Genomic DNA, 13,978 nt, shown 5'->3' on the forward strand with positions numbered 1-13,978 from the left:
GCCCCTCGCCCAGCGCGGGCGAGGGGCCGACGGCGGCTCAGCGGGAGCGGAAGAAGCGGTCCACCGTGCGGCGGCCGGCGGCTACGGCGTGCACCGGTTCGCCGACCACCCGGCCGGCCTCGGCTTCGGCGCGGATGGCGTCGGCGCGTTCGGTGCGGCCCCCGGTCGCGTCCCACCGCTCGGCCTGGGCCCGCTCGACGCGGGGGAGGAGGCGGTGGCCCAGCGTCCACGTGATCAGGAAGAGCAGGGTCAACCCCAGGGCCAGCATGAAGGGTTCGGGCTCAAGCGGTCCGAGTTCGATGTTCATGCAAACCTCCCTTTGCGGCTGACGGTGAGTCAACCGGAAGGCTTCCCAAGGATGATGGGGGTCGAACTTTACCTGAACATGACCTGCGTCACTGTCCCGTGACGGACTGTCCGCCGACGCCAGGCCCGGACCGCGCCGGACCCCGACCGCGCCGCCGGGCCTCAGGTCACCTCGCCCCGGCGGGAGAACCGCTCCTCCCGCCACTCCCCGCCGGCCAGCACCTCGGCCAGCTCCCGGGCCGCGTCCCAGACGTCGGTGTACGAGAGGTACAGCGGGGTGAAGCCGAACCGCATGAGGTCGGGCGCACGGAAGTCACCGATCACGCCGCGCGCGATCAGCGCCTGCACCACCGGGTAGCCGTCGGCGTGCCGCAGCGCGACCTGGCTGCCCCGCCGGGCGTGCTCGCGCGGGGTCACCACCTCGATCCCGTCCAGACCCTCGACCAGTCCGATGAACAGGTCGGTCAGGGCCAGGCTCTTCGCCCGGACGGCGGCCGGGTCGGCGCGCTCCCAGACGTCCAGGCTCGCGCCCAGTGCGGCCTGCCCGAGCAGTGACGGCGAACTGGTCAGGAAGCGCCCGATGCCCGGCTTGGGGTCGTACCCGGGTTCGAAGGCGAACGGGCGGGCGTGCCCGAACCAGCCGCTCAGCGGCTGCCGCGGGCCGGCCGCCAGGTGCCGCTCGGCGGCGTACAGGAAGGCCGGCGAACCGGGGCCGCCGTTCAGGTATTTGTAGGTGCAGCCGACCGCGAAGTCCGCGCCCGCGGCGCCGAGTTCGACCGGCAGCGCGCCCACCGAGTGGCAGACGTCCCAGATCATCAGCGCGCCCGCGGCCTGCACCCGGGCGGTGATCCCGGGCAGGTCCAGCAGCTCGCCGGTGCGGTAGTCCACGTGCGAGAGGACGACCGCGGCGACGTCGTCGTCCAGGTGCCGGTCCAGCTCCTCCGGCCGGACCAGCACGCTGCGCGCGCCCTCGACCAGGCCGGTGGCGCCCTCGGCGATGTACAGGTCGGTCGGGAACGCCTCGCCGTCGCCCAGCACCGTGCGCCGCCCGGGGCGCAGCCGCAGCGCGGCGACGAGCACCTTGAACAGGTTCACCGAGGTGGTGTCGCAGACCACCACCTCCTCCGGGCCGGCCCCGACCAGCGGGGCGATCCGCCGCCCCAGCCGGTAGGGCTGCTCGAACCAGCCGGCGTCGTTCCAGCTGCGGATCAGCTCCCGGCCCCACTCCTCCTCGACCACCTGCCGCACCCGCTCCGCGGTGCGTACCGGCAGCGCGCCGAGCGAGTTCCCGTCCAGGTAGACCACCCCGTCCGGCAGGGCGAACTCCTTGCGGAACGCCGCCAGCGGGTCGACGGCGTCCAGCGCCGCGCACTCCTCGCGTGTGACCATGCCCATCCCCTCGTTCACAGCTCGTCCCGGATCGTCCACAGCTCCGGGAAGACGTCCTGCTCGGCGGACCTGCGCAGCCAGCTCAGCCCGCTGGAGCCGCCCGAGCCGGGCTTGCCGCCCATGGTCCGCTTGACCGCGGACAGGTGGCGCTGGCGCCAGCGGGTGACCCGCTCGGCGACGTCCAGCAGCGCCTCGGCGAGCGGCTGCAGGTCGGCGTGCTCCGGGTCGGTGTAGACCAGGCGCCAGGCCGCGGCGACCTCGTCGCTGGCGCGGTAGCGCTGCTCGGAGGGCTCCGGGTGCAGCGGCAGGCCGTGCCGGGCCAGCAGGGCCAGCGCGTCGTCGTACAGGCCGGGGGAGCGCAGGGCCTCGGTCAGCTCGGCCTGCGTCCGCGGCATCCCGTCGTACATCGCGAGCAGTGCGGCGTTCTTGTTGCCGAGCAGGAACTCCAGGTGCAGGAAGGCCGCGGACTGGAAGCCGGAGGCCTGGCCGAACTCCGCGCGGAAGCCGTTGAACTCCTGCGGCGTCATGGTGGCCAGCAGGTCCCAGGACTCCACCAGCACGTCCTGCGCGTGGGTGCCGCGCCGCAGCGCGGCCAGCGCGGTGGGCAGGTCGTCCTCGCGCAGCGCGCGCTGGGCGAGCGTCCACTCGTGCCGCAGCAGGTCGAACAGCAGCTCCATCACCTGCGTGGTGACGATGAACGACAGCTCGGCCGGCACCTTGCTGCGCGGGTGCTGCAGGCTGTGCAGCTCGTCCAGGCACACGTAGCGGGCGTACGGGGTGCCCCGATCCGGCTCCCCGCGCCGACCGAACGACAGGCTGGGCGTCTCCACCGTGTCGTGCCCCATCCCGATTCCTCCTGATCCACCCGGGCCCGTCGCCCGGACCGGCGACCAGACGGACGGCCTGGTTCCACCGGGGTGCCCATTGTGCGGCGGTGCGACCCCCCGGTTGAATGGTCGACGGACACCGCAACCGCGATCCGGGCTGTCGTTCGCGAGGCGTTCGGCCGATTCGCTTTACGATCGCGAAACCACCCATTCCAGTCACTCCGGGAGCCGCCATGGACGCCGTCGACCGCCGCCTGCTGGCCGAGTTGCAGACCGACGCCAGGCTCTCCTACAACGAACTCTCCCGCCGGGTGAGCCTGTCCGCACCCGCGGTGGCCGAACGGGTCCGCCGACTGGAGTCCGACGGCGTGATCACCGGGTACCACGCCCACGTGGACCTCAGCCGGGCCGGACTGCCGATCACCGCGCTGGTCCAGATCCAGTGCTACGGCCCGCGCTGCGTGCTGCGCGACCCCCAGGTGGCCGCCTGGCCGGAGGTGCTCCAGCTGCACCGGGTCACCGGCGGGGCCTGCTGCGCGCTGCTGGTCGCGGTGCCCACGATGGCCGATTTCGAGGCCCTGTGCGACCGGCTCGGCGGCTACGGCCAGCCGTCCAGCTCGATGATCCTCTCCAGCCCGGTGCCCTGGCGGCCGGTGGTCGCGCCCGCCGGGGCGTAGCGCCGTGGAGCCGTAGCGCCGTCGCCCCGGCGTGGCGCCATGGCGCCGGCACGGCCGCCGAGCGGCCCGGGGCCGGAACGGTAGGTTCCTCGGCATGCCGAACGAGCGTCACATCCTGCTGCTGCCCGGGAGCCTGCGGGCCGGTTCCACCAACGAGACCGTGCTGCGCACCGCCGCCGCCGTGGCCGCCGCCACCCCGGGCCTGCGGGCCACCTACTACGCCGGGCTGGCCGGCCTGCCGCACTTCAACCCGGACCACGACACCGACCCGCTGCCCGGACCGGTGGCCGCCCTGCGCGCCGCCGTCGAGGCCGCCGACGCGCTGCTGGTCTGCACCCCCGAGTACGCCGGGACGCTGCCCGGCTCCTTCAAGAACCTGCTGGACTGGACGGTCGGCGGGACGGAGATCGCGGACAAGCCCGCCGGCTGGATCAACGCGGCCGGCCCGGGCCGGGGTCAGGGCGCGGAGGCCACCCTGCGCACCGTCCTCGGTTACACCGGCGCGGCCGTGGTGGACGGGGCCTGCGTCCGCATCCCGCTGGACCGCGGGGCGGTCGGCCCGGACGGGCTGGTCGCCGATCCGCTGGTGCGGGAGCGGATCGGCGAGGTGCTGGCCCGGCTGGCGGCCGCCGCGGTCTGACGGGCGGCGGCCTGGCGGGCGGCGGTCTGACGGGCGGCGGCCTGGCTCAGTGCCCTTCGGGCATGTGCACCCCGAGCCCGGCCAGGCCGGTCAGGAACAGCTCCACGCCGACCGCCGCGAGCAGCAGCCCGAGCAGCCGGGAGAGCACCTCCAGCGAGGTGCGGTGGGTGCGCTGCATCAGCGGCGCCAGCAGGGCCACGCAGACGTAGTTGATCACCACGACCGCGAGGTAGGCCCCGCCGATGGTGGCCTTCCAGCCCCAGTCGTTGCGGGCGAGCGAGGCGACCAGCACGGCGGTGACCGCGAGCGGGCTGGCGATGTACGGCAGCAGCAGTTCGCGGATGCCGTCCACCATCGGGTTCGGCAGGTGGTCGCCGTCCTCGCTCTCGCCGCCGAGGTGGACGCCGAAGACCAGCGCGACCGCGTAGATGAAGAAGATCGCCCCGCCGGCGAGCTGCAGCGACTGGTCGCTGATGTGGAAGAGCGTGGTGACCTCGTCCGCGGTGAAGCCGAGCACCAGGCCGATCACCGCCGAGATGACCGTGCTCCACGCCGCCAGCCGCCGCAGTTCCCGGGTGCTCCGGGTGGAGGCCAGCCGGGCGAAGGCCAGCAGGACCTTGGGCGGTCCGACCACGGCGAAGAAGGTGATGAAGGCGCTGCTCAGATTGAAGACGAACATGCGCCAAGCATGACCGCGGCGGCTGGTGCGGCCGCTCCGCCACGCCACGCCCCGCGGTCGGGCGTGGCGTGAATCTCGTCGGGGGGCGGTTCATTCCCGGTCGCCGGCGAATTCGCCCGGATGGCCGTCCCGGCTCGAACGGGTGCGCGCTCTCGGCTCCCATGGAAGTCGGATCACCTGCCCGGGAGCGAGGATGCGACATGTGTCTGAACCGTAAGGACCTGGGCCTGCTGGCCCTGCGCGGCGCGGTCGGCGGGGTGCTGATCGCGCACGGCACCCAGAAGCTGTTCGGCTGGTTCGGCGGCGGCGGCCTGGAGGGCACCGCCCAGGCGATGGAGCACATGGGCTTCCACCCCGGTCGGCAGAGCGCCATCGCGGCGGGCGCCGGTGAGGCGGGCGGCGGCGTGCTGCTGGTCGCCGGGCTGGCCACCGGGGCGGCCGGCGCGGTGGTGGCCGGGACGATGGCCGGCGCGGTGGCGGTGCACGCCCCCGGGGGCTTCTTCGCGACCTCCGGCGGCTACGAGTACCCGGCCTTCCTCGGCGCGGCCGGGTTGGCGCTCGGCCTGGCCGGTCCGGGGCGGTACTCGCTGGACCACCTGACCTGCCACGTCCTCGACCGGCCGTGGATGGGCCTGGCGGCCTTCGCGGGGTCCGTCGCCGGGGCGTACGGCGTGGTGGCGCGGCGCCGGCACGTGGTGCGGCTGCGCGAGGAGCGGGCCGCGATGGAGGCGGACGCGCAGGAGGGTTCGGGGCTGTCCTGACGCGCCGGCGGCCCCAGGTCCTGTCCGGGGGCGGCCCGCGCCGGCCTGCTCGCCCGGGTCACCCGGAGGCACCAGTCCTGCTGGCGGCCCCCGGGCGGCCCTCGGAGGGTGGGCGGGGAGGCGTGCCGGGCAGCCCGGCGCCGAGGCAGAAACGAGGGACCGCATGGACCGCCTGGACCGCATGGACCGCCAGCCGCTCACCCGGATCGGTTCGAGGCCGCGGGTCACCGCACGGCACCTGGACGCGCCGCCGGTGCGCCGCCAACGCCGGTCGGTGGCCGGGGTGTTGGCCGCCACCATGGTCGCCGCGGTGGCGCTGGCGGGCTGCTCCTCCGGAAAGAGCGCGAGCAGCGTGGCCACCTCGGCCTCCGCCGCGATCGAGCGGGGCGCCTCGGCCGCCGCGTCCGCCGCCTCGGCGCTGGCCTCGGTGGCGGGCGGGGCGGGGGCGGTGATCGCCTCGGCGGAGGCGCGGGCCTCGGCGGCGGTGTCGGCGGCCTCCTCGGCGGTCTCCGGGATCAAGGGCGGGCTGGACGCCAAGGGGGACGTGGCCGTCGGGGCGGTGAGCACCGGCTCGGACGGCAGGGCGCAGGTGGAGCTGACCGTCACCAACCACGGGCAGCAGTCGTACCGGTACGTGATCCAGGTCGACTTCACCGACGACTCCGGCTCGGTGCAGGACGCGACCGCGGTGACGGTCCAGGACGTGGCGGCCGGCCGGAGCGCCCAGGCCACCGCGCGCAGCAACCGGGACCTCTCGGGCAGCCTGAAGGCCGTGGTGGCGAACGCGCTGCGCTACTGACTCCCCGCTACTGGCGCGCAGGTCAGCGCGGGTGTCCGGCGGGGGCCGAACCTTAAGCGCGGCTCAAGGCCCAACGGGACCCCTTGACGGGGGAGTTGGTCTAGTCCATTTTTATTGCCCAGGTGCAGGGAGCCCCTGAACCGGCGTCAACGGCCTCGTGCCGCGGGCGCCGGTTCGGCACATCCCGGTGTCCGTCCAGGCCCGATCCCGCTGATCCCGCTCGATTCCCCGCACGATTCCCCGCACGATTCCCCGCACGATTCCCCGCACGATTCCCCGCACTGAGCTGTCATGTCCCGGTCGCCCGACCCCACCTCGGGCGCATCCCCACGGGACGACGCAAACCCCCACAACCAGGAGTCACGCACCCATGCTGCGTTCACGCATTGAAAGGGCCGGGACCCCGGCTCCGACGGGCGGCCGTCGTCGCCGCCCGAAGAGCCTGGCCGCCGTCGCGGCCGGCACCGCCGCCTCCGTGCTGCTCGGCGCGGGCCTCGCGCTGACCGGCGGCGCCGCGGCCAACGCCGCGACCACCAACACCACCGGCGCGGCCGCCACCAGCGGCGGCATCAAGGTCGCCTACTACGACCAGTGGTCGGTCTACGCCAACGCGTACTACCCGAAGACGATCCAGGACACCGGCGTGGCCGGGAAGCTCGACTACCTGATCTACGACTTCGGGAACATCCACCCGACCGACCTGGGCTGTTTCGAGGCGACCAAGGCCGCCGACACGAACGACAACAACCCCAACGCGGGTGACGGCGCGGCCGACGCGTTCGCCGACTACCAGAAGAGCTTCGGCGCGGACATCTCGGTCGACGGCGTCGGCGACGTCTGGAACCAGCCGATCGCGGGCAACTTCAACCAGCTGAAGAAGCTGAAGGCGAAGAACCCCAACCTCAAGATCCTGCTCTCGCTGGGTGGTTGGACCTACTCCAAGTACTTCTCGCCGGCGGCCGCCACGGACGCCTCGCGCAAGCACCTGGTGTCGTCCTGCCTCGACATGTTCATCAAGGGCAACCTCCCGAGCGACGCCGGCTACGGCGGCCCGGGCACCGGCGCCGGTGTCTTCGACGGCATCGACATCGACTGGGAGTACCCGGGCGGCGGCGGCCACACCGGCAACATCTCCAGCCCGGCCGACAAGCAGAACTTCACGGCGCTGCTGAAGGAGTTCCGCACCCAGCTGGACGCTCAGGGCAAGGCCGACAACAAGACCTACGCCCTGTCGGCGGCGGTCGGCGCCGGCCAGGACAAGATCATGAACGTCGAGACCGACAAGATCGGTCAGTACCTCACCTTCCTCGACGTCATGACCTACGACATGCACGGCGGCTGGGACGCCCAGGGGCCGACCAACCACCAGGCCGCGCTCTACGCGGGCCCGAACGACCCGTCGACCCCGGTCAAGCCGGGCCACGGCAAGTACTCGATCGACAACGCGATCAAGGCGTGGACGGTCGGCGACGCGGACTACGGGATCCCCGGCGGCTTCCCCGCGAACAAGATCAACATGGGTGTGCCGTTCTACTACCGCGGCTGGACCGGCGTCCAGAACAACGGCAAGAACGGCCTGTTCCAGCCCGCCGCCAGCCCGGCGACCGGCGCGGCGATGTCCGGCAACGTCCCCGGCATCCAGATGTACAAGGAGCTCGCGGGCTTCGTCGACAACCCGTCCAAGACCTTCTGGGACGACGACGCCAAGGCCACGTACTTCTACGACGGCAACACCTTCTGGAGCGGTGAGGACACCCGGTCGATCCAGGCCAAGCTCGACTACGCGCACTGCAACGGCCTCGGCGGCTCCTTCGCCTTCTCGCTGTACGACCTGGGCACCAAGACCGGCCTGTTCGACACGATGGTGAACGCCACCAACGGCTCCGCCGCCGGTTGCCCGGCCCCGCCGACCGGCACCCCGAGCAGCACGGCGACCCCGACCCAGACCCCGACCGGCACGCCCACGGGCACGCCGACCGGCACTCCCACGGGTACCCCGACCGGTACCCCCACCGGCACCCCGACCTCGCCGGCCGGCTGCCCGGCCGCCCCGAGCTGGGACGCCAACACCACCTACGCGGCCGGCGGCACCAAGGTCTCGTGGAAGGGCCACTACTACACCAACAAGTGGTGGACCAAGGGCGACGACCCGAGCCAGGGCGGCCAGTGGGGCGTCTGGACCGACAACGGCGCCTGCTGACCCTTCGGGCGGCATGAGCTGAGGGCCTGACGGACCTTCGCAGCACCTGAACCAAGCAGTCCGGCCCGCCGGGGGAGCACCCCCGGCGGGCCGGACTCGTTGCGTTTCGGGGGCGCGCCGCAGGGGCGGGCCGGGGGCGCGTCGCGCGCGCTCGTCGGCTTTGCGCGCGACTCAGGCCGGGTCGGCGGTGCGCCCGAGCGCGTCCGGCCGGCTCTCCTCGATCCGCCGCAGCATCCGCGCCAGCATCGCGGACAGCACGGCCCGCTCCTCGCCCGTGACGTCCTGGAGCAGCTCCTCCTCGAACACCGCCGCCATCCGCATCGACTCCAGCCACTTGTCGCGGCCGTTGTCGGTGAGCTCGATGATCACCCGGACCCGGTTGGTCTCGTCGCGCTCCCGGGTGACCAGGTCCTCGGCCACCATCCGGTCGATCCGGTGCGTCATCGCGGCCGGGGTGAGTCCGAGCCGCTTGGCCAGCTCGCCCGGTCCGAGCTGGTACGGGCTGCCGGAGACCACCAGTGCCTTGAGCACCTCCCACTCGGCGGCCGTGATTCCCAGCACAGTCAGCTGCCGGTCGTAGGCCACGCCCATCCGTCGGGCGACCCGGGACAGGGTCTGCACGATGGTCTCCACCTGGGGGTCCACGGTGGGGAATTCCCGCTGGTAGACGGCCACCTGCTCGGCGATGCCGAGCTCCCTGGCGGTGGCCGGCGCGGGCTTGTCCGTAGTCATGCGGACCAGTGTCGCACGGAGGCGTGAATCCCTTAAGCCTTTGACTCGACACTCTTCCGGTGCTAAGACTTTATCTTGTCAAACTTTAGCTCTGAAATCTTCTGGACCTTAAGAGTATCCAGTTGAATCCAGGAAGGGATGTGCACGGTGACCGGCACGGTGAAGCAGCAGAGGCGGCAGCGACGCGGGGCGGGCGGCCCGCTGCGCCGCGTCCAGATCGGCAACGCGCTCAGCGCGTTCGGCAGCGGCTTCACGATGCCGTACATGTTCGTGTACGTGGACCAGGTGCGCGGGCTGGGTTCGCTGGCGGCCGGGATGGTGTTCACCGTCTTCGCGCTGGCGGCGCTCGCCGTCCTCCCGTTCACCGGTCGCGGCATCGACAGGTACGGGCCCCGCCCGGTCCTGCTGGCCGGCACGGCGCTCGCCGCCACCGGCGCGTTCGCCTTCGGTCACGCCACCGGCACCCCGGCCCTGCTGGTCTCCTCCTTCCTGTTCGGCGCGGGTGTCACCACCTGCCAGCCGGCGCTCGCCACGATGATCGTCCGCTGCTCGACGGCCGCGACCCGCTCGCACGCCTTCGCGCTCCAGTTCACCCTGGTCAACCTGGGCATGGGCATCGGCGCCCTGGTCGGCGGCCAGATCGTGAACGTCGCCGACCCGGCCAGCCTCACCCGGCTGTTCACCATCGAGGCGGCGACCTTCCTCGGCCTGGCCCTGGTCACCGGCACCGCCCGGATGCCGGCCAACCCGCTGATCCCCCTCCAGGAGAAGAGCGACGGCCCGACCGGCCTGCGCGCGCTGGTCGCCGACAAGGCGATGCTGCGGCTCTGCGCGCTCGCCGGGCTGATCTTCTTCACCTGCTACGGCCAGTTCGAGTCCGGCGTCGCGGCCTTCGCCACCGACACCGTCGGCACGCCGCCCTCCACCCTGGGCTTCGCGATCGGCGCCAACGCGCTGACCATCGTCGTCCTGCAGATGTTCATGGTGCGGATCACCGCGCGCCGCCGCCGCACCACCGCGATGGCCGCGGCCGGCGTGGTCTGGCTCGGCGCCTGGGCGATGGCCCTGGTGGCCGGCCTGATCCGGACCGAGACCATGGCCGCCACGGTCGCGATCGTCTCGATCTACGCCCTGTTCGGTGTCGGTGAGTCGCTGCTCGCGCCCACCATGGGCCCGATCGTCGCCGACCTCGCCCCGGCCCGGCTGCTCGGCACCTACAACTCCGGGTACGCCCTGGTGAAGCAGATCGCCATCGCGGTCGGCCCCGCCGTCGGCGTGCTGCTGGTCGGCTCCGGCACCTGGCCGCTCTACCTCGCGGCCATGGCGGGCTCCACGTTGCTGGTCGTCGTCCTGGCGCTGCGGCTGCGCCCGTACCTCACGCCGGAGCAGGACAACGCGGCCCCGGCCGTGGTCCGCACCACGGTCGTCCGGGAGCTGCAGACGGCGGCGTGACCGCCGACGGGGGGCTGCGGACGGCGGCGTGACCGCCGACGAGGAGTTGCGGACGGCGGCGTGACCGCCGATCGAACAGGCGTGCCGACGGGCGCCGACCGGGTCACCTGGCCGGCGCCCGTCGCGCTTGGCTTCGCGACCACCGCCACATAGTGTCAGTGGCTGTTGGCCGCCCGGCCCGGTCGGTACAGGAGACCCGGCCGGCACAGGAGACAGGCGAATCGGCGAGGCAATGACGCAAGCGGCGCTCACGCACCCCCCGGCGGCCCAGGCCCCGGCCCCCGCCGCCCCGGCACCGGCCCGGGGCCGGCTGCTCCGCCTGTCGGCCGACTGGTCCGGCTGGCTCGGGCCGATCGGCGTCGCGCTCTTCGCCGGCCTGCTGCGGTTCTGGAACCTCGGCTACCCCAACGCCTTCGTCTTCGACGAGACGTACTACCCCAAGGACGCCTGGTCGCTGCTGCGGCAGGGCTACGAGGGCAGCTGGCCGGACCACGCCAACACCGACATCCTGGCCGTCCCGCAGCACATCCCGCTCACCTCCGCGCCCGAGTTCATCGCCCACCCGCCGCTCGGCAAATGGGTGATGGCGATCGGCGAACAACTGTTCGGCATGCACCCCTTCGGCTGGCGGTTCATGACCGCCCTGCTCGGCACCGTCACCGTGCTGATGCTCGCCCGGATCGGCCGCCGGCTCTTCGGCTCCACCCTGATCGGCTGCACCGCGGCCCTGCTGATGGCCGTCGACGGCCTCCAACTGGTGATGAGTCGGGTCGGGCTGCTCGACGGCATCCAGATGTTCTTCGTGCTCGCCGCCTTCGGCAGCCTCCTGATCGACCGCGACCACGTCCGCGCCCGGCTGGCCGGCGTCACCGACGGTGACCGCGCCCGGCTCGGCCTGCGCCCCTGGCGGATCGCCGCCGGGGTGCTCCTCGGAGCTGCCTGCGCCGTCAAGTGGAACGGCGCGATGATCCTCGCCGCCTTCGGCCTGCTGACCGTCCTGTGGGACCAGTCCGGCCGCCGCGGGGCCGGCGCCCGCCGCCCCTGGCGCTCGATGCTGCGCCGCGACGCCGTCCCCGCCTTCCTCGCCATGGTCGGTTCCGCCCTGGTGGTGTACGTCGGCGCCTGGGCCGGCTGGCTCGCCAGCGGCGGCAACGGCGAGGGCGGGTACGACCGGCACTGGGCCGACGGCCGCCCCGGCCTGTCCCCGGACACCTTCCTCGGCGTCCCGCTGCCGCAGGTGTCGATGAGCTGGGTGCCCGCGTCGCTGCGCAGCCTGTGGCACTACCACTCGCAGATGTACGACTTCAACACCGGGCTGAGCACCCCGCACACCTACCAGTCCAACCCCTTCAGCTGGCTGGTCGTCGGCCGCCCCGTCTCCATGTACTGGGAGCAGGTCCCGAACGGGCAGCACGGCTGCACCGCCACCGGCGGCTGCGCGTCCCAGATCCTCGGCCTCGGCACCCCGCTGCTCTGGTGGACGGCCTGCTTCGCCCTGGTCTACCTGCTGTGGCGGTGGTTCTTCCGCCGGGACTGGCGCTCGGGCGCCGTGCTGTGCGCCGTCGCCGGGATCTACCTGCCCTGGTTCCAGTACCAGGAGCGGACCGTCTTCTCCTTCTACATGGTCGTCCTGGTGCCGTTCCTGTGCCTGGCCGTCGCGCAGATGCTCGGGGTGATCCTCGGCCCGGCCGGGTGCAGCCCCGAACGCCGCCGGATCGGCGCGGCCGGCGCCGGGCTGATCGTGCTCGCCATCGTCGCCTGCTTCGCCTTCTTCTACCCGCTGTACACGGCGGAGGTGATCCCGATGACGTCCTGGCAGGACCGGATGTGGTTCACCAGCTGGATCTGACACCGGTGCCCCTGTCCGCCGCGGGCGGTCAGCTGCTGCCCGTCACCCCGATGCTCGGGGTGGTCACCGCCGTCCTGCTGCTGGCCGCCGTCGCGGTGGCCGGCCGGGGCCTGCTCGGCCACGGGCACGCGGTGCTGCGGGCCGGACTGCGCGCGGTGGTGCAACTGGCCGCCGTCGCCGCGGTGATCAGCTGGGTGGTCGGCTCGCTCTGGTGGTCGGCGCTGTTCGTGCTGCTGATGTTCACCGTCGCGGTGCGCACCGCCGGGCGGCGGATGACCCCCGGCCCCGACTGGGTCTGGGCGGCCGCGCCGATCGGCGCCGGCGTGCTGCCGGTGCTCGCCCTGCTGCTGGCCGTCGGACTGCTGCCGGCCAAGGGCCTGTCCGTCATCCCCGTCGCCGGCATCCTGATCGGCGGCGCGCTCACCGCCACCTCGCTGGCCGGGCGGCGCGCCCTCGACGAACTGCGGCAGCGCCGCGGCGAGGTGGAGGCGGCCCTGGCGCTCGGCTTCGAGGACCGCGACGCCCGGCTGGAGATCTGCCGCACCGCCGCCGCGACCTCGCTGGTGCCCGCTCTCGACCAGACCCGGACGGTCGGCCTGGTCACCCTCCCCGGCGCCTTCGTCGGCATGCTGCTCGGCGGCGCCTCGCCCGTCCAGGCGGGGGCGGTGCAGTTGTTCGTGCTGGTCGGGCTGCTGGCGGTGGAGTCGGTGGCGATCGTGGTGGTGCTGGAGCTGGTCGGCCGGGGGCTGGTGAGCGCGGGCCGGTGAGCGCGGGGGCTGGTGAGCGCTGGGGACCGGGCCGGGGCGGGTACCGGACGGGGGCGGGTACCGGGCCGCCTTGGGGACTGGACGCGGTCGGGTACCCTTGAGCACGTTGAAGGGGAGTAGCCCTCCACCGGACCGTCGACATACTGGCCCTCACGGGCCCGGCGCCCGGGGCACCCGATCCTCCGGGGTCAGTGCCGGCGAGACCTTCGGCCGCAGTGCTGTGACCATGACCAGTGCTGTCGGGCCGAAGCGTCCCCTGACGGACCTGCGGAGGCCGGGCAGCCCGACCGAGGGACCCTTTCTGATGAGTTTGACCGTGGCCGCGCTGACGTTCGGCATCATCTTCCTGGCCGAACTGCCGGACAAGACCGCGCTGGCCAGCCTCGTACTCGGCACCAAGTACCGTGCCAGCTACGTCTTCGCGGGTGTCGCCGCGGCGATGGGCGTTCAGGTCGTCCTCGCCCTCGCCGCCGGGCACCTGCTCTCGCTGCTGCCGCACCGCTGGGTCGAGGGCGTCACCGGCGTGCTGTTCCTGGCCGGTGCGGCCATGCTGCTCTTCCACGGCGGGGGCGACGACGAGGAAGGGCACGCCGCCAAGGAGCCGTCCTCGAACAGCTTCTGGAAGGTGGCCGGGGCCAGCTTCTTGGTCGTCGCGGTCGCCGAGTTCGGCGACCTGACCCAGATCATGACCGCCAACCTGGCCGCCAAGTACGCCGATCCGCTGGCCGTCGGCCTCGGCGCGTGGCTGGCGCTGTGCGCGGTCGGCGGGCTCGCCATCGTGGGCGGGCAGAAGCTGCTCAAGTACGTGCCGATGAAGCTGATCATCCGGGTCGCGGCGGCGATCATGGTGGTGCTGGCGGGCATCAGCATCTTCGGGGCGATCACCGGCTGACCCCTTGT

General features: G+C 72.9%; 14 protein-coding genes. 9 read left to right on the top strand and 5 right to left on the bottom strand.

Annotation, left to right across the window (positions count from 1 at the left end):
• Window positions 1-37: 37 nt before the first annotated feature.
• From ACFVX9_RS22190 to ACFVX9_RS22200, 3 genes are all read right to left on the bottom strand, one after another.
• Window positions 38-307 (bottom strand): hypothetical protein, encoded by a 270-nt coding sequence (locus tag ACFVX9_RS22190; protein ID WP_380370449.1) that lies wholly within the window; start codon window positions 305-307, stop codon window positions 38-40.
• A gap of 161 nt (window positions 308-468) precedes the next feature.
• Window positions 469-1,695, bottom strand: coding sequence for a kynureninase (gene kynU / locus ACFVX9_RS22195; protein ID WP_387983118.1), 1,227 nt, complete (start codon window positions 1,693-1,695; stop codon window positions 469-471).
• A 14-nt stretch (window positions 1,696-1,709) separates the two neighbouring features.
• Window positions 1,710-2,540, bottom strand: a complete 831-nt coding sequence (locus tag ACFVX9_RS22200; protein WP_380482067.1) for a tryptophan 2,3-dioxygenase — start codon at window positions 2,538-2,540, stop codon at window positions 1,710-1,712.
• Between the two features lie 215 nt (window positions 2,541-2,755).
• Between ACFVX9_RS22200 and ACFVX9_RS22205 the strand changes: the two genes are divergently transcribed.
• Together ACFVX9_RS22205 and ACFVX9_RS22210 are read left to right on the top strand one after the other, a co-directional pair.
• Window positions 2,756-3,199 carry an Lrp/AsnC family transcriptional regulator gene (locus ACFVX9_RS22205; protein ID WP_063347413.1) on the top strand — a complete coding sequence of 148 codons (444 nt, stop codon included), beginning with the start codon at window positions 2,756-2,758 and terminating at the stop codon, window positions 3,197-3,199.
• Between the two features lie 94 nt (window positions 3,200-3,293).
• Window positions 3,294-3,839 (top strand): NADPH-dependent FMN reductase, encoded by a 546-nt coding sequence (locus ACFVX9_RS22210; protein ID WP_380370457.1) that lies wholly within the window; start codon window positions 3,294-3,296, stop codon window positions 3,837-3,839.
• Window positions 3,840-3,885: 46 nt separating this feature from the next.
• Here ACFVX9_RS22210 and ACFVX9_RS22215 read toward each other — a convergent pair whose 3' ends face one another.
• Complete coding sequence (locus ACFVX9_RS22215) at window positions 3,886-4,518, bottom strand: MarC family protein (RefSeq protein WP_063347411.1); 633 nt, start codon at window positions 4,516-4,518, stop codon at window positions 3,886-3,888.
• A 200-nt stretch (window positions 4,519-4,718) separates the two neighbouring features.
• Between ACFVX9_RS22215 and ACFVX9_RS22220 the strand changes: the two genes are divergently transcribed.
• The 3 genes from ACFVX9_RS22220 to ACFVX9_RS22230 all read left to right on the top strand — a co-directional run bounded on the left by ACFVX9_RS22220 (window position 4,719) and on the right by ACFVX9_RS22230 (window position 8,278).
• Window positions 4,719-5,279, top strand: coding sequence for a DoxX family protein (locus tag ACFVX9_RS22220; protein WP_063347410.1), 561 nt, complete (start codon window positions 4,719-4,721; stop codon window positions 5,277-5,279).
• Window positions 5,280-5,442: 163 nt separating this feature from the next.
• The gene (locus ACFVX9_RS22225) at window positions 5,443-6,078 is read left to right on the top strand and encodes a hypothetical protein (protein ID WP_380370460.1); all 636 of its coding nucleotides are present in this window, start codon (window positions 5,443-5,445) and stop codon (window positions 6,076-6,078) included.
• A gap of 370 nt (window positions 6,079-6,448) precedes the next feature.
• Window positions 6,449-8,278 carry a glycosyl hydrolase family 18 protein gene (locus tag ACFVX9_RS22230; protein ID WP_079135560.1) on the top strand — a complete coding sequence of 610 codons (1,830 nt, stop codon included), beginning with the start codon at window positions 6,449-6,451 and terminating at the stop codon, window positions 8,276-8,278.
• A 171-nt stretch (window positions 8,279-8,449) separates the two neighbouring features.
• Here ACFVX9_RS22230 and ACFVX9_RS22235 read toward each other — a convergent pair whose 3' ends face one another.
• Window positions 8,450-9,010: a MarR family winged helix-turn-helix transcriptional regulator gene (locus ACFVX9_RS22235; RefSeq protein WP_380491006.1), complete on the bottom strand. Its 561-nt coding sequence runs from the start codon at window positions 9,008-9,010 to the stop codon at window positions 8,450-8,452.
• 147 nt (window positions 9,011-9,157) lie between these two features.
• Between ACFVX9_RS22235 and ACFVX9_RS22240 the strand changes: the two genes are divergently transcribed.
• The 4 genes from ACFVX9_RS22240 (at window position 9,158) to ACFVX9_RS22255 (ending at window position 13,970) form a co-directional block, all read left to right on the top strand.
• Window positions 9,158-10,462 carry an MFS transporter gene (locus ACFVX9_RS22240; protein WP_363372327.1) on the top strand — a complete coding sequence of 435 codons (1,305 nt, stop codon included), beginning with the start codon at window positions 9,158-9,160 and terminating at the stop codon, window positions 10,460-10,462.
• A 232-nt stretch (window positions 10,463-10,694) separates the two neighbouring features.
• The gene (locus ACFVX9_RS22245) at window positions 10,695-12,311 is read left to right on the top strand and encodes a dolichyl-phosphate-mannose--protein mannosyltransferase (protein ID WP_387983121.1); all 1,617 of its coding nucleotides are present in this window, start codon (window positions 10,695-10,697) and stop codon (window positions 12,309-12,311) included.
• A gap of 50 nt (window positions 12,312-12,361) precedes the next feature.
• Complete coding sequence (locus ACFVX9_RS22250) at window positions 12,362-13,078, top strand: ABC transporter permease (protein WP_380370612.1); 717 nt, start codon at window positions 12,362-12,364, stop codon at window positions 13,076-13,078.
• Between the two features lie 301 nt (window positions 13,079-13,379).
• Window positions 13,380-13,970: a TMEM165/GDT1 family protein gene (locus ACFVX9_RS22255; RefSeq protein WP_063351072.1), complete on the top strand. Its 591-nt coding sequence runs from the start codon at window positions 13,380-13,382 to the stop codon at window positions 13,968-13,970.
• The last annotated feature ends 8 nt before the right edge of the window (window positions 13,971-13,978 follow it).

It is taken from the genome of Kitasatospora sp. NPDC058243, assembly GCF_042882025.1.
GTDB lineage: Bacteria > Actinomycetota > Actinomycetes > Streptomycetales > Streptomycetaceae > Kitasatospora.